Below are 20,986 nucleotides of genomic sequence, written 5' to 3'. Positions count from 1 at the left end.
GTACCCCTCAAGCGAGGCCCTGATGAAAAACAGGGATAATTCATAAAGGGAAAAGCGGAGCATCCTACCAGGTCGTGCTGGGGATGATGATATAGTCTCCTCTGCATGGTGACATGCAGCAGCAATTAATTGCGGATTAAGCTTTGCGAGCTTAATTGAAGAAGAGGACTGAAATACTGCAAAATATGTCAGCGAGTACACATGAATCCGTAACACTAGAAGACGATATGGTCGTCACACGCACAAAGCCAGGTGATTTCGTTGTATGTAACCTGTCATCGATTAACCTTGGAAGAGCAGTAACGGCAGACGTGCTAGACCGTTTGATCAAAATTCAAGTGCGTATGCTCGACAACGTCATCGATCAGAACCAAATCCCAGTTGTACAAGCGCAACGCACCAATGCACGCTACCGTGGAATTGGACTCGGCACATTCGGCTGGCACCATTTACTCGCGTTGAAAAACATTCAGTGGGAATCGGACGAAGCGGTGGATTTCGCAGACGAGCTATATGAAAATATTGCGTATTTGACAATTAAAGCCTCAATGGAATTATCAAAAGAAAAAGGCGCGTATCCATTATTTGATGGATCGGACTGGCAAACGGGTGAATACTTTGAGCAACGCGAATACGATTCAAATAAATGGCGTGAACTGCGCATGGATGTGGCAATGAACGGTATGCGTAACGGCTATTTAATGGCAGTCGCACCGAACAGTTCGACATCGGTTATCGCAGGCTCAACAGCGTCAATCGACCCAGTATTCAAGCCGTTTTACCATGAAGAGAAGAAAGACTATAAATTACCGGTCATTGCACCGGATTTGAACCACAACACGTATGACATCTACCGTCGTTCAGCTTACATCGTCGATCAGCGTTGGTCGATCAAGCAAAACGCCGCTCGTCAGCAGCATATCGATCAGTCGATTTCATTCAATATTTATGTACCGAACTCGATCCGCGCATCTGTGATTTTGGATTTGCACTTGCAGGCATGGAAATCGGGCATGAAAACCACGTACTATATGCGTTCAACTGCAGCGGAAATTGAGGAGTGTGAGTGGTGTCATTCTTAATCGCCTATGCATCCTGGAGCGGCAACACGCAGGAAGTAGCGGAATTGATTACAGAAAGTCTCCAAAGTGAAGGCGTCGAAGTCGATACTCATCGTATCGGCATCGGTGTCCTCCCTGATATTAAAAAATACGACGCGTTTTGTCTCGGTTCATTCACATGGGAAAAAGGTGCAACACCGGATGAAGTCAAAGATTTCGTGGCGGACATCGGCTATAAACCCGAGCTTGTCTATGTCTTTGGCACGGGGGATACACAGTTTGGCGGTGATGAATTATTTTGCAAAGCCGCAGACAAGCTGGCGAAATTCTATCATTCACCTTTTGAACCATTAAAGATTGAGCAAAGCCCACGCGGCATACAAGAAAAAACCGTTACGAATTGGACGAAAGGAGTGCTCGAACATTGGCGACACTTACAAGAGTAAAAGTATTAAATCCTGCAAACCCGAACAAGGCAACAGCTATTTTCGGTGGGGAAGCAAGCGGCATTCTAAACTGGAACGACCTCGCGCATCCCCATTTCTATACATTACGTCAGCGAATCCGTTCCCTGTTCTGGACAGCGAATGAAGTTGACATGACGCAAGACGTCAAGCAGTTCTCGAGCCTGACGCAAGAAGAACAATCCGCATTCCTAAAAATTATCGGCCTACTGGCTACACTTGATGGTCCACAAACTGTCATCGCAATGAAAATCGCCGACTTCACAACGGATCCTTCCGTCAAGTCGATTCTCGCGACCATTGCAGACCAGGAAAGTGAGCATAATCACAGCTATGGAGCGACACGTTTCCCTATAAGTGCATAAACACGAAATGGGAGGTAATCCATTAAATTTGGATTAAACAATTCAATCATCGAATTTCGGAAAGAAGCAATCATGTTTGCAGAAAACGAAATCCTTAATACTCCTACATGCAATATACGACTACAATCGGGTATTGTATGAAGCTAGGTGAAGTCGGCTGAAGATAAGCTAAGGATTGCTATCACAGAGTCTATGTTTAACGATAGGTCGGAGGGCTATAAAGCGGGCACGGTGAGAATGTCCGATGGGGACTGACGAACTTGCGAATGTACAGGTCTAGATGTGGTTGATTACCGAAAGGTTCTCATGCTCCTGAGAGAGTAGTTAAATACCGAAAAGTAAGGGTCGTAGCGATGAAATTCGGGATAGCTAACAAAGAGGCTATAATTTAACAGGCTTAGAGTAAGCACCTAAACCCGCATGTACAGCTAGATGATTGGAAACGTGGTAAGCAAGGCACACTTAATTAAACGTTTGTAGACGGAGTGGCGATGATATAAAGGCTTTGGCTATTAAACATCTTTAGTCTTGTGAAAGTAGAGGCACAGTACTGATGAAGCTACTGAAAGGTAGTGGAGGGATAGCCTCGAGTCTTGGTATAAACTTTAAATACGTCAAATCTAAATTTGAAAAACTCACAAAATCGAGTAGGAAGATGTGACTTCGTTAAGAGAACTTAATGAGGAGAGGTAATACATCGGTGAGTATGCAAATGCGATATGCAGAATACTATGACATGGTTAAAACCTTTGATGAACTATATCTTGCAAGTCAAGAAAATAGAACGGATGGAATTGACCTTTATAGTATCATCACTAGTTCTAGTAACATACTTCTTGCTTATAGGACTATTAAATCCAACGCAGGTAGTAACACAGCAGGGGTCGATAAGAAGACGATTAAACACTTCAAAGGTTTCACTGACAAGGAAATTGTTGAACACGTTAGAAGACGTTTGGCGAATTATAAACCGCAGACTGTTAGAAGGGTAGAAATACCAAAACTCGATGGAAGTAAAAGACCATTAGGGATACCCACCATATCGGATAGGTAAATTCAACAATGTATAAAGCAAGTAATCGAACCGATAGCAGAAGCTAAATTCTATAAACACTCATATGGCTTCAGACCATTACGCTCTGCAAGACATGCAGTTTCAAGAAGTCAATTCTTAATCAACAAGAACCTACTGAGATATGTAGTGGATATTGATATAAAAGGATTCTTCGACAACGTGAATCACAACAGACTTATCAAACAGGTATATGGAATTGGAATTAAAGATAGCAGAGTAACAGCCATAATATCAAAAATGCTAAAAGCGCCTGTATCGGGAATAGGTACACCGAATAAAGGAACTCCCCAAGGAGGAATCCTATCCCCACTTTTATCAAACATAGTGCTCAATGATTTAGACCAATGGATAAATACGCAATGGGAGGAATTCCCTTCGAATCATACGTATTCAATCAACAGGAATAAATTCATAGCACTGAAAAAGACTAATCTAAAAGAAATGTTTATTGTCAGATACGCTGATGACTTCAAAATCTTCACAAGGGATTATGAGACCGCGGTTAAAATGTTTGCTAGTACTAAAGAATTTCTAAAGAAAAGATTAAGTCTGGATATTTCGGAAGAGAAATCTGGAATAACCAATCTTAAAAAGAAATCGACTGAGTTTCTTGGGTTTAGCATTAAAGCCGAGAAAAAAGGAACTAAATGGGTAGCCCAAACAAACATTGTGGAATCGAAGAAAGAAGATATCATCATAAAGACAAGAGAACATATCAAAAAAATTAGCAAAAGTGCAGATGCGAAAACAGTGTTTAGCTATAATAGTTTCGTTATGGGTATCAAAAACTATTTCCAATATGCCACAAATGTGAATATAGACCTTAGTGAAGTCGAATCCAGAATAAGAAAGTCCAAGCATGCGAGATTAAAAGGGATTGCAAAACAGGGAAATCCAATCAATCCTCCCCAATCTTATGTGAAGTATCATAAGAATAGAAATGATACTTACACTATATCTGGTATACCAATGCATGTGTTTTCGGATATAAGGACAGTAAACAATATGAACTTCTCACAGCATTTAACTCCTTACACGAAGCAAGGCAGAGAAGAGTATGAAAAACTGAAACCAGATATCGGGAATCAAATAGTAATTTTGAGTAGAATGGAAACCTATGACCGAACGTTTGAATATATAGATAACAGACTCTCAAAATACTCGATGCAAAATGGAAAATGTAGTGTCAAAGGTGAGTTTCTATTAGCTAAAGAAATTCACTGCCACCATATAAAGCCTAAAGCTTCGGGTGGCACGGACGAATACAAGAACTTAACAATAGTTTCCACATTGGTACACAGGCTGATCCATGCAACGGACTTAGAGATTATTCGAAGGTATCTAAACCTACTAGAACTGAGTGAGATGCAAATTAGTAAGTTGAATAAATATCGTAAAGAGTGTAATTTAGAGACTATTTAAAGTGAAAAATATATCAAGATGGAACGCCGTGTGCGGTGAAAGTCGCACGCACGGTGTGGAGCGGGGGAAAAGGTGGCGATTACTTCAAAACCTTACCTATCGCTATCGTACGTACTTTCATCAGTCACGAACTTGGACAAGCAAATGGCAGCTTTCGAAATGGGCCGTACAGACGAAGTATTAATGAAGCGAAATGAACGAATTGTAGATGTCTACAATGAATTTGCGGAGAACCCGACAATTGAAACGGTTCTAAAAGCGATGGTGTATACGACATTACTAGAAGGCCTATTTTTCTACAGTGGCTTCGCATTCTTCTATAACTTGGCACGCCACCAAAAAATGGTCGGTACATCCACAATGATTTCATACATCAACCGTGACGAACTACAGCATGGTAAAGCCATCAGCGATATCTTCCGTGCAGCTTTGGCTGAACATCCAGAGTATAACACAGACGAATTCACGGAATGGATCTATGACCAATTCCGCCACTCCGTCGAGCAAGAAGTCATCTGGAGTCGCTATGTATTAGCGGGAATCGATGGCCTTGAGCTAGAAGAGATGGAAGGCTACGTGAAGTATCGCGCGAACAAAATGTTGCGCATGCTTGGCTTAAGCGAAATCTATCCAGAGTTCACCGATAATCCAATGAAGTGGATCCGTGCGTACGTCGATAACTTCGACGATACGAAAACGGACTTCTTCGAACAAACGAGCCGTCAATATGTGAAAACTAGTGATTTGAATGGCTTTGATGATTTGTAATAAATAAAGGAAGGGGAATCCGTGACGGGTTCCTCTTTTTTTATGTGTGGAGGAAGGGGAGAGCACCGTTTTCGTTAATTGAAGTCGTTTATACGTATGGCTGAGCGCTCATACGTCCACGCTATCCGCTCATACGTCCACGCTATCCGCTCATACATTTCCTCAACCGATCAATGAATTCCTGAACGCGCTCTATCCATCCATTTAATCGCTCAATGTATCTCGGCATCTGCTCTATGTTCCTAGTTAACCGCTCAATGTCGATCGAGGCGACTGCTCCATCAATTTTCAGAAGGAAACGCTCACAATATGGTCAAGCGCTCATACTTTCACGCTATCCGATCATAAATTTCTCCGCCCGCTCTATGATCCCCCGAAACCGCTCTATCCCCCCAGTTAACCGCTCAATGAAGACCCACATCCGCTCTATCCCCCTAGTTAACCGCTCTAACCTCCCAAAAAACAAAAAACCAAGCGGATCAAAGTCCGCTTGGTCGTTTCATTACTATAAAATTACTTCTGAGCTTCTACAGTCTTGTGCATAGTCTTGTTTTTCGCAAGATTGACGTGCCAAGATAGCGCCTCTTCCAAAATGTGTGGTGTTTGTCCGCCAACTTGTTCAACTGCTCTATTATAATAATCACGTAGCTCTTCCTTGAAGTCAGGGTGAGCACAGTTCTCGATCAACAATTCCGCTTTCTGTCTTGGAGCCAAGCCGCGAAGATCCGCGTAACCTTGTTCCGTAACAATTACGTCTACGTCGTGTTCCGTGTGGTCCACGTGAGAAGAGAAAGGTACGATGGATGACACGTCTCCGCCTTTTGCGTAAGACTTCGTAACGAAAATCGCGATGCGTGCGTTACGAGCAAAGTCACCTGATCCACCGATTCCGTTCATCATGCGTGTTCCGCTAACATGTGTAGAGTTAACGTTTCCGTAGATGTCTAGCTCAAGCGCTGTGTTGAATGAAATGATACCCAAACGACGGATAACTTCCGGGTGGTTTGAGATTTCTTGAGGACGGAATACAAGTTTATCACGGTATTTACTGATATCGTCTTTAAAGCTGTCCAAACGCTTTTTAGAGAGAGTCAATGAAGTAGCAGAAGCGAATTTCACTACGCCGTCATCGATTAAGTCGAAGATTGCGTCTTGAAGTACTTCAGAATAGACTTCGATATCTTTAAACTCGGAAGTTCTCATACCATCAAGTACTGCGTTCGCAACCGAACCAACACCTGATTGAAGAGGCATGAGCGTTTCATCCATACGGCCCAATTTGATCTCGTCACGGAAGAAGTTTAACAAGTTGTTTGCGATCTCTTGTGTCTCTTCATCCGGAGGAACAATAGGGGAAGGAATATCGCCTTGTTCCGTAAGAACAATTCCGACAACCTTTTCAGGATCTACTTTAATTCCTGGTGTACCGATTTTATCCGTTGCACTGTACACAGGGATTTCTTTACGTTGGTTTTGAGCATCTGGGATGTAGATGTCATGTAAGCCTTCAAACTCCATAGGCGCGTTCACATTCAATTCGATGATGACATGCTTCGCTTCTTGAACGAAAATTGGAGAGTTACCAACAGAACCAGTTGGGATGATATATCCCTCTTCTGTAATAGCAGCTGCTTCAATGATGGCATAGTCAACGGGTCCGATTACGCCTTGGCGAATCCATTCAGCTGTATGGGAAAGGTGCTGATCGATATAGAATGAGTCACCTGAGTTGATTTTGCCACGCATTGCTGGGTTACCTTGGTACGGAACACGTAAATTGATGACGTCTGCATTGGCCATCAATTCATCAACGTTCGGGCCCATTGAAGCGCCAGTGAAAACGTTTACTTTGAAGTCCTCAGTTTTTCCTCGTTCTGCCAATGCCAATGGAACCGCTTTCGCGTCTCCGGACAAAGTAAATCCACTCAGACCTAGAGACATTCCATCCTCGATCCAAGAAGCTGCTTCTTCTGCTGTAACAATTTTATCTTTCAGTGCTTCACAACGAAGTACCTTATTTAATTCGTTTGCCACGGTATCATCCACCTTACCTTTCATTTTGTATATAATTCTATCATTTATATAAATAAAATCAACATAATATTATGAGAACTATACTAAATTTCCCATTAGATAAATAAAAACACTTAAAATTATGAAAATTTTAAAGCGTATTCAGAAGGCGGTATAAAGTGTTTTCCCTTACTTAGAAAGTAAAATAAGGGATTCGTGAAAGGAGAATAGGGAATTCCCTGATAGAAACGAGTAGAGAAAGACGTATAGTTATATAATATAAAGATATTTTATAAGACTTGATAGAAAAGACCTACAATACATTGTAATTAATAGGGAATTCCCTCAGTTTGATTTCAGACTACTTAGTTTATTTTGGGGTAAGAAGATTAGTAGATTGGATTCATTTACTGCTACGTTCTAAAAAGGAGTGGAAATGTTCGATGAAAAAGAGATTCGGATTGAATTATTTTAAACCTGTCGAGAGTTATTCTGGAAGTTGGTCAGTGTTAGAAGAGAAAAATCGTGATTGGGAAAACATGTACCGTCAACGCTGGTCGCATGACAAAGTGGTTCGTACGACGCATGGCGTAAACTGTACAGGCTCCTGTAGCTGGAAAGTCTTCGTCAAGAATGGCATTATCACATGGGAAAATCAGCAAATCGATTATCCTTCCTGTGGCCCTGATATGCCTGAATTCGAACCGCGTGGTTGTCCACGTGGCGCATCGTTTTCTTGGTATGAATACAGTCCATTGCGTGTGAAGTATCCATATATACGCGGTAAGCTATGGCGCATGTGGAACGAAGCGTTGGAGGAAACGAAAGATCCTGTAAAAGCATGGACAGCAATCGTTGAAGACCCTGAGAAATCCAATGAATACAAAAAAGCCCGCGGAAAAGGTGGTCATGTCCGGATTCATTGGCGGGATGCGACGATGCTCATTGCGGCACAACTCATCTATACGGTACAAAAATACGGCCCGGATCGCGTGGCAGGATTCACACCAATTCCTGCGATGTCCATGGTCAGTTATGCATCGGGGGCTCGTTTCATTTCATTGCTTGGTGGCGAAATGCTCAGTTTCTACGACTGGTACGCGGATCTTCCGCCATCCTCTCCACAAATCTGGGGTGAACAGACAGACGTTCCGGAATCGAGTGACTGGTTTAACGCAGGCTACATCATCATGTGGGGCTCGAACGTACCGCTTACCCGGACCCCCGATGCACACTTCATGACGGAAGTCCGCTATAAAGGAACCAAAGTCGTTTCCGTCGCACCGGACTATGCGGAAAGTGTAACGCATGCGGATGACTGGATCGCAGCAAATCCGGGAACGGACGCAGCAGTTGCTCAAGCGATGACCCACGTCATTTTGGATGAATTCTATCAAAAACGTAAAGAACCAACATTTATAAACTATGCCAAACAATACACCGATATGCCGTTCTTGATTTTACTAGATCCGCATGAAGATTCGTATAAAGCCGGGCGTTTCTTGCGAGCAAGCGATCTTGGACAGCAGACGGCACACGCGAAGTGGAAACCTGTGTTATTTGATGAAGCAAAAGAAGAAATCATTGTTCCAAACGGCACGATGGGGCAGCGCTGGGAAGAAGACGTCAAGTGGAATTTGCAACTGGAAAATGCAGATGGTACACGTATTGAACCCGCATTATCCATCGAAAAGCAAGCCGAGCAATGGCAAGAAATTCATTTCCCATACTTCGATAACCGAGGAAATGGCACATTCAAGCGTCCGATTCCTGCGATGAAAGTACAATTCGCGGACGGCACGGAGCGTTTAGTTGCGACAACGTACGACGTCATGTTGAGTCAGTACGGTGTGAATCGAATTGACAGTGAGCTAGAGGCGACAGGTTATAACGATGTTACTTCTATCTATACACCAGCTTGGCAAGAAGCGATCACCAACGTTAAACCGGAACTCGTTACGCAAATCGCAATGGAGTTTGCACAAAACGCTATCGACACAGGTGGACGTTCGATGATTATTATGGGAGCGGGAATCAATCACTGGTTCAACAGTGATACGATCTACCGCGCGATTCTCAACCTTGTCACGTTGACGGCTTCACAAGGAGTGAATGGTGGAGGTTGGGCGCATTACGTAGGACAAGAGAAATGTCGTCCAATCGAGGGCTGGAGCACGATTGCCTTTGCGAAAGACTGGCAAGGTCCGCCACGTCTGCAAAACGCCACATCATTTTTCTACTTTGCAACCGATCAATGGAAGTACGAAGAAGCGGGTACGGATACGCTCATGTCACCACTTGGTGGGGAAGCGAGATACCAGCATCCAGCAGACTATAATGTTCTCGCAGCGCGTCTCGGCTGGTTGCCATCTTATCCTCAATTCAATAAAAATAGTTTACTGCTCACGGAAGAAGCAGCGAAACTAGGCAAGACGGATACGAAAGAAGTTGTTTCGCATGTCGTAGATCAGCTGAAATCTGGCGAACTACAATTCGCAGCAGAAGATCCCGGTGCACCGGAAAACTTCCCGCGTTCATTATTTGTCTGGCGTTCGAACTTGATTTCAAGTTCTGCAAAAGGGCAGGAATACTTCATGAGACACTTACTCGGTGCTTCAGACGGTTTGCTTGCGACGCCGAATGAAGATATGAAACCGAAAGAAATGGTTTGGCGCGATGACGTGGAAGGAAAGCTCGATTTATTAGTAGCACTCGATTTCCGCATGACCGCGACACCGCTATATGCAGATATCGTTCTACCCGCTGCCACTTGGTATGAGAAAGTGGATCTGTCTTCAACTGACATGCACCCGTTCGTCCATCCATTCAATCCGGCAGTTAACCCCTTATGGGAATCTAAATCGGACTGGGATATTTATCGTGAAATCGCAAAAACGTTCTCTACACTCGCGGAAACACATTTGCCGGGCGTCTATAAAGACGTAGTCACGTCTCCATTAGCACATGACTCGGTTCAGGAAATTGCTCAGCCGATGGGCGAAGTGCATGACTGGAGTAAAGGTGAAATTGAAGCAATCCCGGGCAAAACGATGCCGGGTATGACGATTGTAGAGCGCGACTTTACGAAGGTTTACGATAAATATATTACGCTCGGGCCGCTATTGTCGACAGGGAAAACCGGCGCGCACGGTGTTAGTTTCTCAGTAGCGGATGAATATGAACTGATGAAAGGTATCAACGGTATTTATGAAGACGACACCGTGAAAGACGGCTTGCCTAAATTGTACACAGCGAAACACGCAGCAGAAGCGATGTTGACACTATCTTCCGCAACGAACGGCCGTGTATCGCAAAAAGCATTTGAAGCCGCGGAGCATGATACGGGCATGGAACTAAAAGACATCTCCGCAGACCGCGCAGCAGAGCGATTCACATTCGCAAGTATTACCGCCCAACCACGTGAAGTCATTCCAACACCGGTCTTCAGTGGTTCGAATAAATTGGGTCGACGCTACTCGCCATTTACGACGAATATCGAACGTCTCGTGCCATTCCGTACATTAACGGGCAGACAGCATTTCTACGTCGACCACGAATTATTCCTTGGATTCGGCGAAGCGTTGCCAGTCTATAAACCGACGCTTCCACCATTCGTCTTTGCGGACCGTGATGCAGACATTAAAGGCGGACAAGATGCACTCGTCTTGCGTTATTTAACACCGCACGGTAAGTGGAATATCCACTCGACATACCAAGACAACCAGCACATGCTCACTTTGTTCCGCGGTGGTCCGACCGTGTGGTTATCGAATCTCGATGCAGAAGAGCACGGAATCGACGACAATGCTTGGCTCGAAGTATATAACCGAAACGGTGTCGTCAATGCACGTGCCGTTGTCAGTCACAGAATGCCTAAAGGTACGATGTTTATGTACCATGCACAAGATAAGCATATTCAGATGCCAGGCTCGGAAATCACCGAGCAACGCGGAGGAAGCCATAATGCACCGACGCGAATTCACATGAAGCCGACTCAAATGGTAGGCGGCTACGCACAGCTCAGTTATGGATTCAATTACTACGGACCGATCGGTAATCAACGTGATGTCTACGTCGCAGTCCGTAAGATGAAGGAGGTCAACTGGCTTGAAAATTAAAGCGCAAGTTGCAATGGTCATGAACTTAGACAAGTGTATTGGGTGTCATACATGTAGTGTGACGTGTAAAACGACATGGACGAACCGTGAAGGTGCCGAGTATATGTGGTTCAATAACGTAGAAACGAAACCCGGGATCGGCTACCCGAAACGTTGGGAAGATCAGGAACTCTATAAGGGTGGCTGGCAGTTGCGAAAGGGCAAACTAGAACTGAAATCGGGTTCCAAGCTGTCGAAAATCGCACTTGGCAAAATCTTCTATAATCCCGATATGCCAGAAATGAAAGATTATTATGAGCCATGGACATACGACTATGAAAAACTGACGTCCGCGCCCGATCGAGAGCATACACCGGTTGCACGTGCGAAGTCTGTCATTACGGGCGAATACATGGATCCAGAGTGGGGCCCGAACTGGGAAGATCAGTTAGCTGGTGCACATATTACAGGACCTACTGACCCGAATATCGAGAAAATTGAAGAAGAAATTAAATTCAACTTTGAACAAGCGTTCATGATGTACTTGCCGCGACTATGCGAACACTGCTTGAACCCGAGCTGTGTAGCCTCTTGTCCGTCAGGTGCCATGTACAAGCGTGACGAGGACGGAATCGTTCTTGTCGATCAGGAAGCGTGCCGCGGATGGCGTTACTGCATGACCGGTTGTCCGTACAAGAAAGTCTACTTTAACTGGAAAACGAATAAAGCGGAGAAATGTACATTCTGTTTCCCGCGCGTAGAATCCGGTTTGCCGACGGTTTGTTCTGAGACGTGTACAGGCCGAATTCGCTACCTAGGTGTCTTGCTTTATGACGCAGACCGCGTGCAAGAAGCCGCATCTACACCGGATCCAAAAGACTTGTACCAAGCGCAGTGTGATTTGTTCTTAGATCCACATGATCCAGAAATCATCGAGCAAGCAATCAAAGATGGCATTTCGGAGGACTGGATTGATGCGGCGCAAAACTCACCCGTGTATAAGTTAGCGATCGAGTACAAGCTAGCATTCCCATTGCACCCGGAATATCGGACATTGCCAATGGTCTGGTACGTACCACCGCTTAGCCCGATCATGAACTACTTTGAAGGGAAAGACTCCATCAAAAACCCGGACATGATTTTCCCGGCGATTGAAGAAATGCGAATTCCGCTTCAGTATTTAGCCAATATGCTAACGGCTGGAGATGTGGATATCGTTAAGGGAGGCTTGCAACGTATGGCCATGATGCGTTCGTATATGCGTGCAGTTTCTTCTGGCAAGGACTTCGACGAATCCAAACTAGAGCGTGTCGGATTGACAGCTAAACAGACAAAGCAGATGTATCGTTTGCTAGCTATTGCTAAATACGAAGATCGTTTCGTGATCCCGACATCACATAAAGAAAGCCAGATGAACGTCTACCGCTCACAAGGTTCAGCAGGTTATGACGGAATGGGCACATACGGCGAACAAGCACCAGCTCAAAATCCGTATTCTTCATTTTCTGTAATGGGCTCGGACGGAGGTTGTGACGGTTGCGGACCTGTAACACCGGGAGCAGCGCCAGTGAAAACGGGCAAGGAAATCTATGAAGAAAACTTCTATGGGGGGATCTGGCGTGATTAATCTGGACCTCTTATATGACAAGAAGCATATCTTCGGCTTTTTCTCCCATCAACTGAACTATCCGGAAAAGCTAACATTCCATCCAGATATGTGGAATGAGTACGTAACGGAAGATGCTGCGGGTTACGCTGACCTGCAGCTGTACTGGGAAGCGATGCAAACGTATAGTTTGAATGAAATACAAGAACTGTACACGTACACATTCGATTTCCAGAAAGACGCCACGCTGTTCATGACCTATGTGAAATTTGCAGACTCGAAAGAGCGCGGTCAGACGCTGGCACAATTAAAAGTGTTATACGAAATGTTCGGGCTCGAAATGCCGGATGAAGAACTATCCGACTTGCTTCCGTTAATGTGTGAATTTATTTATGCAGCTGAATGGAAGGGAGACCCGCGGGCACAACAAAGCTTTTCCATGTTGCTCGCGGTCATCGAGGATGGTTCCTATTTTTTAATGAAAGCACTTGAAAAGTATGAAAGTCCATGGCTTCATTTGATCCGTGCACTGCGTGAAACATGTAAATCATGTATTCAACGGGAGGTTTCCGCTAATGACTAGTCAATTTCTTTGGGTCATTTTTCCTTACATCTGTATTGCCGTATTTATTGTAGGACATATTTTCCGCTATAAGAATGATCAATTCGGCTGGACCGCGAAGTCGAGTGAGTTTATTGAAAAGAAGCAATTAATGATCGGCAGTCTGCTGTTCCACATCGGTATCTTCCCCGTCATTTTAGGTCATGTGGCGGGACTTGGGATTCCGAAAGAGTGGACACGGGCAATGGGTATCAGCGACCATATGTACCATATCGGTGCAGTGTGGGGTGGCGGATTCTTTGGTGTAGTGACATTAGCGGGAATGATTATTTTGACGTCCCGTCGTTTCACAAAGAGAAATGTTCGCAAGTTATCTTCTAGGTCGGATTTACTCGTCAATACCTTTTTGCTATTTATCGTTTTCATTGGGGTATATAGCTCATTGATTACAAACACGATGACGCCAGGATTCGATTACCGTGATACGATTTCGGTCTGGTTCAGATCCTTGCTCATATTCCAGCCGGAAGCTGCATATATGGCAGCTGTTCCCATAGCGTTCAAGCTTCATATTTTAACTGGCTTCCTTATTTTCGCGATGTGGCCATTCACACGACTCGTTCACGTCTGGAGTGTGCCATTGAATTATGTAGGTAGAAGTTATATTCTATATAGAAAACATCAGCCGACCAAACAATCACCCCGGTAAGCGAATGATGAATAATAGGAGATTAAGTCTATGACAGGACAAGTAAATAGTAATTTCCAACTGGCGATTGACGAACTGAAAGAAACGCTTCATGCGGATTTCATCGGCTTGGCGTTTGTGGATTTGAAGAAATATCATCACGATCTTAGGTGGCGATATGTAACGGGGAATATCAGTGTACGCTATCGTAGAATTGTCCTTCAATCGGGAAAAGGTGTGGCAGGAATTGTGTTCAAGACAGGGAAGTCGATGAAGATCGAGAATGTTGAAGCAAGTATAGTGGATGGCGATCTCTATAACTATCCGATTGTCGTATTTGAAAAGCTGAAAAGTTTTGGCGCAATTCCTCTATTCCGTGATGATCATGTGCAAGGCGTACTTTTGATTGGCTATCGTAAAGTGGACCGGTTAACGGCTGATAAGTTTGAGCAATTCAAGCATGCGGTAGGACCCCAATTCGGACCGTTTCACATGAAGGAGCGATTGAAAGATGACTTTATTGAACAATGACCAGTTAACGACTATGCTGCACAAACTATACGATCGTACGACAGAAGCGATGTTTTTTTTCGGCGAGAATGGCAAAATTCTATCCATGAATGAAGCAGCGAAACAAATAATGGAACCTGCTCTCTATGACAAGATGCTGCAAGGCGAGGCGGATGCAATTTGTCTTACATGCCGTGGCTTTACAAGTGAAGACGAACAGATGACATGTGTCTCGTGTTTCATGGAGAAACCACAACAAACAGTCTCTTCATTCCAACTCTTTTTGGAGACAAAAGATCTTGGCGTGCAACCATACAGCGCAACCTATCAGGTGTTAGATGAAGAGCAACACGTATCCATGTTGATGTTGCGTAATTTAACGAGACAAACCCAGACATCCGAAGTTCTCCATCAAAGGTTACGGATGCAACAAGTCATTTTAGCGCAGGAAAATGAACGCAAACGAATTTCACGCGAGCTACATGATAGCGTGGCGCAGGAAATGCTCAGTTCGCTCGTCGATTTGCGCGTCTTGAAATATATGGGCATGAACGACAAAGCGCTTGAGAAGTTGAGACAAACGGAAGGTTCACTTATGCGTTTACTTGATGAGATCCGCCATCTATCTGTTGAATTGCGACCAGCAGTACTCGATGATTTCGGATTGGAAGCGGCTTTCCGGACGCACATCAAGAATTTGGAGAAGAATTATGGACTGTATGTTCATTTCGAATCGGATGTGAAAGAAAGACGGTATGATGGTGCGATTGAAACAGTTGCGTATCGCATCGGCCAGGAAGCGATTCTCAACTCCATGAAATATGCCCAAGTAGAAGATGTTTTTTTAACTTTGGATGAAGTGGACGGACAGCTACAAATAAAAGTATGCGACGAAGGTGTCGGCTTTGATGTCAATGACTTTACCCCACAAGGCACGGGCCTCGGTCTATATGGGATGAGAGAACGGGTGGAATTAGTAGGTGGCAGTTTAACGATCGTCTCTAGTCAGCTAGAAGGCACGACAGTCCAAGCAAATATTCCGCTGAAGAAGGAGAGGGCAACGAGTGAAAATCATAATAGCTGATGATCATGCAGTCGTCCGCACAGGATTTATGCATATCTTGAATTTTCAAGACGATATGGAAGTTGTAGCAACAGCGGCAGATGGATTGGAAGCATATGAACTAGTTGCGAAGCACAGACCGGATATTATTTTACTGGATCTTAGCATGCCTCCTGGCCAAAGTGGCTTGATTGCGACAGGCAAAATCCATGAAGACTTTCCAGAAACGAAGATCATTATTTTAACGATGTACGATGACGAGGAGTATATGTTCCACGTACTGAAAAACGGTGCAGCGGGCTATATTTTGAAAAATGCTCCTGACGAAGAGTTGCTACACGCCATTCGTGAAGTGTATGACGGCGGGACGTATGTTCATCCGTCTATGGCTACTTCGCTCGTGAGGGAGTTTGTGAAAAAAGGAACGAATGAGACAGATGAAGATGATCCGTTCAAGATATTATCTAAAAGGGAAATTGAAATTCTGCCGCTTGTTGCAAAAGGTTATGGCAATAAGGAAATAGCGGAAATGCTGTATATTTCCGTCAAGACTGTAGAAGCGCATAAAGCGAAAATGATGGACAAGCTGCAATTGAAGAGCCGTCCGGAACTCGTCGAATACGCGCTACGCAAAAAGTTTCTAAGTTTTTAATGAAGAGGTGAAGGATGATGAGCAATACAGGACCGACCCATACGCTACCTGCCCTACGCGTGATCGAAAATGAACATCGTTACTTAACGTCTTTGATGGAGCAGTGGCATGCGATCGTGCTGGGTTTTGAGAATGAACGGTTCACGCGTGACGAAGGTCTCGAAGCGCTCAAAAGAATGCGCGAGCTAGTCGTCGAGTTCATCGATCCGCTAAAAAACCATACAGAAAAAGAAGAAGCATTCCTGTTTCCGATGCTTGCGAAATATGTAGGAAATGATCAAGGACCGGTTCAAGCAGTGCAAGAAGAACACGATGAAATCGATGCGTATATCGGACATTTCCTCCATCACACAAGAGGGGATCTATCGGAATTTACACTCGCGATGATGCAAGACGTCGTACAAGACGCAGGTGAAGCGTTTGAAGTCATTATGATTCACTTTGTAAAAGAAGAAAACGTCATCTTTCCGATGGTTCTATCGGTCTTACGTGCAAAAGAACAAGATGAATTATTCGAACAATTGTATACGTCCATTTTACCAGAGTAACGAACTATAGTAGTTTAAAAGAAAAAATGTTGGATAGAATTTCAACTAATTTCAGATGGGATGGATTCCTATGACACAAAAGATTCAGTTACCTCTACAGACGGCAAATTTAGTTGTCGGCTTCATGGTATGGGTCCTGATCTCTTCGTTATTACCATTTATTAGCGAAGATATCAGCATTCCACCAGAGCGTGTAGCCATCATCACAGCAATCCCTGTAGTACTCGGTTCGATTTTGCGAATTCCACTTGGTTACTACGCCAATGTCTATGGCGCACGTATGATGTTTTTCATCAGTTTCATTGTATTGCTATTTCCTGTCTACTACATAAGTGAAACATCAACCGTGACAGGACTTTTAATTGGCGGAACGTTGCTCGGGATTGGGGGCGCGATTTTCTCTGTTGGTGTTACGTCGCTACCGAAGTATTATCCTAAGGAAAAGCACGGACTGGTCAATGGTATTTACGGGATGGGGAACATCGGGACAGCGATCACGACGTTTTCAGCTCCGGTCCTTGCGATGAAGTTTGGCTGGTCATTGACTGTCAAAATGTATTTGCTTTTATTGCTTGCATTCATCGCATTGAACTTTTTCTTCGGTGACCGTAAGGAAGTAAAAGTGAAAGCACCGATTATCGAGCAAATTAAAGGTGTCTACAAGAATGAGAAACTCTGGTTCTTCTCGTTGTTTTATTTCATCACATTCGGTTCGTTCGTTGCGTTTACTGTGTTTTTACCAAGTTTCCTCGTCAATTACTTTGGACTCGATAAGGTCGACGCGGGACTTCGTACAGCAGGCTTCATCGTCGTCGCGACATTATTACGTCCGGTCGGTGGTTGGTTAGGCGATAAGTTCCAGCCGCTATTCATTTTAATGGGTTGTTTCGCAGGTTTGACGATTGCGTCCATCGTACTGGCATTTTCACCAGATATCGTACTGTACACAGTCGGCAGTATTATGATTGCGGCGGCTGCCGGTCTCGGAAATGGTGTCATCTTTAAACTCGTACCGATGTATTTCAGTAAGCAAGCAGGTACCGTGAACGGGATTGTATCGATGATGGGTGGTCTTGGTGGATTTTTCCCTCCATTATTACTCGCAACGATTTTCTCGATGACAGGTTCCTACTCCATTGGTTTCATGGCATTTTCACAAGTGTCGTTAGCCAGCCTTGTATTGGCTATTTGGCTTTACTACATGGATCGTACGAGCTTATCTAAAGAAGTATTTGATTCGACTGGCCAAGGTATTCTCGTGACCAATTCAAAAGGTCTCATTGTTTCGGTCAATCCGGCATTTACGAAACTAACAGGTTATAGTGAAGAGGAAGTACTCGGTCTAAGTCCGAACATCTTAAGTTCAGGCAGGCATGATCGTGAATACTACAATGATATGTGGCACACTCTTAATGAACAGGGTGTCTGGCAAGGCGAAATTTGGAATAAGAAAAAGAGTGGCGAAGAGTACTTGGAGTTCCTATCCATCAGTTCGGTGAAAGATGGAACAGGCGACGTCGTTCGCTACGTAGGTTCATTCAGTGATATTAGTCCGGAGACACATGCAGGCAATCGGTCTTAATCGGTTGCCTCGCTTGTTGTTTCATGAAAGGAAGTAGATGAAGTGGAGAATCGATATTCACGGCAAACATTATTTCAACCTATTGGGTTGTCGGGACAGCGGCGGCTATCGGATGCACATGCAGTGATTATAGGCTGTGGTGCGCTCGGTTCGTCGATTTCCGAGACGCTCGTGCGCGCGGGAATCGGTAAAATAACGCTTGCAGACCGCGATTACGTGGAGGCATCTAATTTGCAGAGGCAACAATTATTCGTCGAAGCGGATGCGAAAAATAGTGTGCCGAAAGTCGTAGCAGCAGCACGTCGTTTACATGCCATTCGTGAAGATGTTGAAATGATCACAGTGCTCGATCATATCGACGGACCGTTGCTCGAAGAAATTGCGGTCGGCGCGGATATTCTACTGGATGCAACCGATAATTTCGAGACGCGTTTGCTGATCAATGACGTCGCGTGGAAACTACATATCCCATGGGTATACGGCGCGGTCGTTAGCAGTTCAGGTAGCGTCTTTCCTTTCATTCCAAGCAAAACACCGTGTTTCCGCTGTCTACTGCCGGTCATGCCAGCGGTCAATGAAACATGTGATACAGTAGGGGTAATTGCGCCTGCAGTACAGATTTCGGCTGCACATCAAAGCGCGGAAGCGATGAAATGGCTGACAGGAAATGAAGAGGCCATGCGCACGAAACTTCTGCATTTTGATGTGTGGAATAATACATCCGTTGAAGCGGGAATCAGCCGGATGAAGAATCCGCAATGCGAAACATGTGGTGAACATCCAACGTATCCTGCGTTGCATCAAGCGGCGGGCACGCAATACGCTGTGCTTTGCGGACGTGATACAGTACAAATCATACCCGACGCAGGACGTAAGTTGACGGTAGCGGACGGTGTGAAAGTCGCCCAACAACTAGAATCGAAATACCGGGAGACGCCGTTTTTCGTGGAATTTCAGGCGGAAAGCTATCGCTGTATTTTGTTCGGTAATGGCAGGTTGTTGATTCATGGTTTAAAAGATATGCGAGAAGGACGGAAAATCTATCATTCATTATTCGGCTAGGAGGGGTAGCAAATGGAAGAGACTCATTTACCACAGAAAGCGCGTGATCAATCGGTTGCAGTTGCTGTACTGACAATCAGTGATACGCGGACAAAAACGGATGACAAAAGCGGCAAGGTGATATGCGATAAGCTACTCGAAGCGGGACATATTGTGAAGGCATACGAGATTTGTCCCGACGAAGCGTCACGTATCGAAGCGCAATTGTCTATTTGGTTGTCCGATTCGTCGATTCAGGCAATGATTTTCACGGGCGGAACGGGGATTGGCGCGCGGGATATTACAGTGGAAACCGTGTCACCCTATTTCACAAAACCGTTAGACGGATTTGGTGAACTGTTTCGCTTTTTGAGCTATACCGAAGACGTGGGATCAAAAGCGTTGCTCAGTCGCGCAACGGCAGGTGGAATCGGATTGCAGGCGGTATTTTTATTGCCGGGCTCTTCGAAGGCCGTGAAGCTAGCGATGGATAAGTTGATCGTGCCGGAGTTGCCGCATATTGTGCATGAGCTTGGAAAGCATTTGGGATAGTGGATGAGGGGTGTGGGGGATAGGGGCGGTTAGCTTGGGGTTATGAGCGGTTGCGTGGGTTGATAGAGCGGATAGCTTGGGGTTATGAGCGGTTTCGTGGGGTGATAGAGCGGATGGCTTGGGGTTATGAGCGGTTTCGTGAGGTGATAGAGCGGCTAGCGTGGGGGTATGATCGGCTTCGCGAGGTGATAGAGCGGATAGCATGGAAGTATGATCGGCTTCGCGGGGTGATAGAGCGGATGGCATGGAAGTATGATCGGTTGCGCGGGGTGATAGAGCGGATGGCATGGAAGTATGATCGGCTTCGCGGGTCGATAGAGCGGATAACATGGAAGTATGAGCGTACCATCCAAATCCAATCAAAAAAAACGCGCGACATTTAGTCCGCACGTTGATAATCACCATTTTTCCCGCCTGATTTATGCTGAAGCATGGTGGGTCCGATGACCATGTCCTTGCCGGCAGCTTTACACATATCGTAAATCGTCAATGCGGCGGCGGAAGCGGCAGTCAGGGCTTCCATTTCGACTCCGGTTACGCCTTTCGTTTTGACTTCGGCTTCGATTAACACATGATAATGGGAAGATTCTTCATCGATATCCCAATCAAATCGGACATCTACGCCCGTTAAAGGAAGTGGATGGCACATTGGAATAATGTTAGACGTATTTTTCGCGGCCATGATGGCGGCGACTTGTGCAACTGCGAAGACGTCTCCTTTTTTATTTGTGCCATGAGTGATTTGCTCGTGAATGGATTTGTTTACCGTAATTGATGATGTAGCGATCGCAGTACGTAGTGTCGTTTCTTTGTCGGACACGTCGACCATTTTGGCGCGGCCTTGTTCATTGAAGTGTGTAAGTTCGGACATGATGATCATCCTTTCGTTTCATTTCATTGTACTAGTTAGTATAACA

The 20,986-nt window shown here is 44.8% G+C and carries 15 protein-coding genes and 3 pseudogenes; 16 read left to right on the top strand and 2 right to left on the bottom strand.

Annotation, left to right across the window (positions count from 1 at the left end; translation table 11 throughout):
* Positions 1–167 precede the first annotated feature (167 nt).
* The 5 genes and pseudogenes from CSV77_RS03905 to CSV77_RS03885 all read left to right on the top strand — a co-directional run.
* Positions 168–1,082, top strand: a pseudogene (locus CSV77_RS03905) (ribonucleoside-diphosphate reductase subunit alpha); the annotation flags it as partial.
* On the top strand, positions 1,070–1,507 hold the full coding sequence (locus CSV77_RS03900; RefSeq protein ID WP_099672368.1) for a flavodoxin: 438 nt from the start codon (positions 1,070–1,072) through the stop codon (positions 1,505–1,507). The pseudogene CSV77_RS03905 and the gene CSV77_RS03900, both read left to right, overlap by 13 nt.
* Positions 1,486–1,890, top strand: a complete 405-nt coding sequence (locus CSV77_RS03895) for a ribonucleotide-diphosphate reductase subunit beta (protein ID WP_233212165.1) — start codon at positions 1,486–1,488, stop codon at positions 1,888–1,890. The genes CSV77_RS03900 and CSV77_RS03895 overlap by 22 nt, the downstream gene beginning before the upstream one ends.
* 700 nt (positions 1,891–2,590) lie before the next feature.
* A pseudogene (gene ltrA, locus CSV77_RS03890) lies at positions 2,591–4,387 on the top strand (group II intron reverse transcriptase/maturase).
* A 99-nt stretch (positions 4,388–4,486) separates the two neighbouring features.
* A pseudogene (locus CSV77_RS03885) lies at positions 4,487–5,155 on the top strand (ribonucleotide-diphosphate reductase subunit beta); the annotation flags it as partial.
* Between the two features lie 513 nt (positions 5,156–5,668).
* Here CSV77_RS03885 and CSV77_RS03880 read toward each other — a convergent pair.
* Entirely contained in the window at positions 5,669–7,189 is a 1,521-nt protein-coding gene (locus tag CSV77_RS03880; protein ID WP_099672367.1) for a succinyl-CoA:acetate CoA-transferase ScpC, read from the bottom strand.
* Between the two features lie 422 nt (positions 7,190–7,611).
* Here CSV77_RS03880 and CSV77_RS03875 point away from each other — a divergent pair, with 422 nt between their 5' ends.
* The 11 genes from CSV77_RS03875 to CSV77_RS03825 all read left to right on the top strand — a co-directional run bounded on the left by CSV77_RS03875 (position 7,612) and on the right by CSV77_RS03825 (position 20,069).
* Positions 7,612–11,286, top strand: coding sequence for a nitrate reductase subunit alpha (locus CSV77_RS03875; protein ID WP_099672366.1), 3,675 nt, complete (start codon positions 7,612–7,614; stop codon positions 11,284–11,286).
* The gene (gene narH, locus CSV77_RS03870) at positions 11,276–12,892 is read left to right on the top strand and encodes a nitrate reductase subunit beta (RefSeq protein ID WP_099672365.1); all 1,617 of its coding nucleotides are present in this window, start codon (positions 11,276–11,278) and stop codon (positions 12,890–12,892) included. Before CSV77_RS03875 ends, narH begins: the two co-directional genes overlap by 11 nt.
* A complete protein-coding gene (gene narJ, locus CSV77_RS03865; RefSeq protein ID WP_099672364.1) occupies positions 12,885–13,454 on the top strand; it encodes a nitrate reductase molybdenum cofactor assembly chaperone in 570 nt (189 codons plus the stop codon). The genes narH and narJ overlap by 8 nt, the downstream gene beginning before the upstream one ends.
* Complete coding sequence (gene narI / locus CSV77_RS03860; RefSeq protein WP_099672363.1) at positions 13,447–14,142, top strand: respiratory nitrate reductase subunit gamma; 696 nt, start codon at positions 13,447–13,449, stop codon at positions 14,140–14,142. Before narJ ends, narI begins: the two co-directional genes overlap by 8 nt.
* Positions 14,143–14,172: 30 nt before the next feature.
* Positions 14,173–14,652 carry a GAF domain-containing protein gene (locus CSV77_RS03855; protein WP_099672362.1) on the top strand — a complete coding sequence of 160 codons (480 nt, stop codon included), beginning with the start codon at positions 14,173–14,175 and terminating at the stop codon, positions 14,650–14,652.
* Positions 14,633–15,715, top strand: coding sequence for a sensor histidine kinase (locus CSV77_RS03850; RefSeq protein ID WP_099672361.1), 1,083 nt, complete (start codon positions 14,633–14,635; stop codon positions 15,713–15,715). Before CSV77_RS03855 ends, CSV77_RS03850 begins: the two co-directional genes overlap by 20 nt.
* On the top strand, positions 15,696–16,346 hold the full coding sequence (locus CSV77_RS03845; protein ID WP_099632103.1) for a response regulator: 651 nt from the start codon (positions 15,696–15,698) through the stop codon (positions 16,344–16,346). The genes CSV77_RS03850 and CSV77_RS03845 overlap by 20 nt, the downstream gene beginning before the upstream one ends.
* A gap of 14 nt (positions 16,347–16,360) precedes the next feature.
* Positions 16,361–16,894: a hemerythrin domain-containing protein gene (locus tag CSV77_RS03840; protein WP_233212164.1), complete on the top strand. Its 534-nt coding sequence runs from the start codon at positions 16,361–16,363 to the stop codon at positions 16,892–16,894.
* A gap of 70 nt (positions 16,895–16,964) precedes the next feature.
* Positions 16,965–18,476: an MFS transporter gene (locus CSV77_RS03835; RefSeq protein ID WP_099672360.1), complete on the top strand. Its 1,512-nt coding sequence runs from the start codon at positions 16,965–16,967 to the stop codon at positions 18,474–18,476.
* A gap of 42 nt (positions 18,477–18,518) precedes the next feature.
* Complete coding sequence (locus tag CSV77_RS03830) at positions 18,519–19,538, top strand: ThiF family adenylyltransferase (protein WP_099672359.1); 1,020 nt, start codon at positions 18,519–18,521, stop codon at positions 19,536–19,538.
* Between the two features lie 12 nt (positions 19,539–19,550).
* Positions 19,551–20,069, top strand: a complete 519-nt coding sequence (locus CSV77_RS03825; protein WP_099672358.1) for a MogA/MoaB family molybdenum cofactor biosynthesis protein — start codon at positions 19,551–19,553, stop codon at positions 20,067–20,069.
* A gap of 379 nt (positions 20,070–20,448) precedes the next feature.
* Here the strand turns inward: CSV77_RS03825 and moaC are convergent, their stop codons facing one another.
* A complete protein-coding gene (gene moaC / locus CSV77_RS03815) occupies positions 20,449–20,940 on the bottom strand; it encodes a cyclic pyranopterin monophosphate synthase MoaC (protein WP_099672357.1) in 492 nt (163 codons plus the stop codon).
* Positions 20,941–20,986 lie beyond the last annotated feature (46 nt).

It is taken from the genome of Sporosarcina sp. P16b (genome assembly GCF_002743065.1).
Classification (GTDB): Bacteria; Bacillota; Bacilli; order Bacillales_A; family Planococcaceae; genus Sporosarcina.
This window is presented reverse-complemented; position numbering and strand designations above follow the sequence as displayed.

Excerpts from the sequence above, each read along its gene's own strand:
- CSV77_RS03875 (WP_099672366.1), top strand. The coding sequence starts at position 7,612 with ATGAAAAAGAGATTCGGATTGAATTATTTTAAACCTGTCGAGAGTTAT.
- narI (WP_099672363.1), top strand. The coding sequence starts at position 13,447 with ATGACTAGTCAATTTCTTTGGGTCATTTTTCCTTACATCTGTATTGCC.
- CSV77_RS03855 (WP_099672362.1), top strand. The coding sequence starts at position 14,173 with ATGACAGGACAAGTAAATAGTAATTTCCAACTGGCGATTGACGAACTG.
- CSV77_RS03850 (WP_099672361.1), top strand. The coding sequence starts at position 14,633 with ATGACTTTATTGAACAATGACCAGTTAACGACTATGCTGCACAAACTA.
- CSV77_RS03840 (WP_233212164.1), top strand. The coding sequence starts at position 16,361 with ATGATGAGCAATACAGGACCGACCCATACGCTACCTGCCCTACGCGTG.
- CSV77_RS03835 (WP_099672360.1), top strand. The coding sequence starts at position 16,965 with ATGACACAAAAGATTCAGTTACCTCTACAGACGGCAAATTTAGTTGTC.
- CSV77_RS03825 (WP_099672358.1), top strand. The coding sequence starts at position 19,551 with ATGGAAGAGACTCATTTACCACAGAAAGCGCGTGATCAATCGGTTGCA.
- moaC (WP_099672357.1), bottom strand. The coding sequence starts at position 20,940 with ATGTCCGAACTTACACACTTCAATGAACAAGGCCGCGCCAAAATGGTC.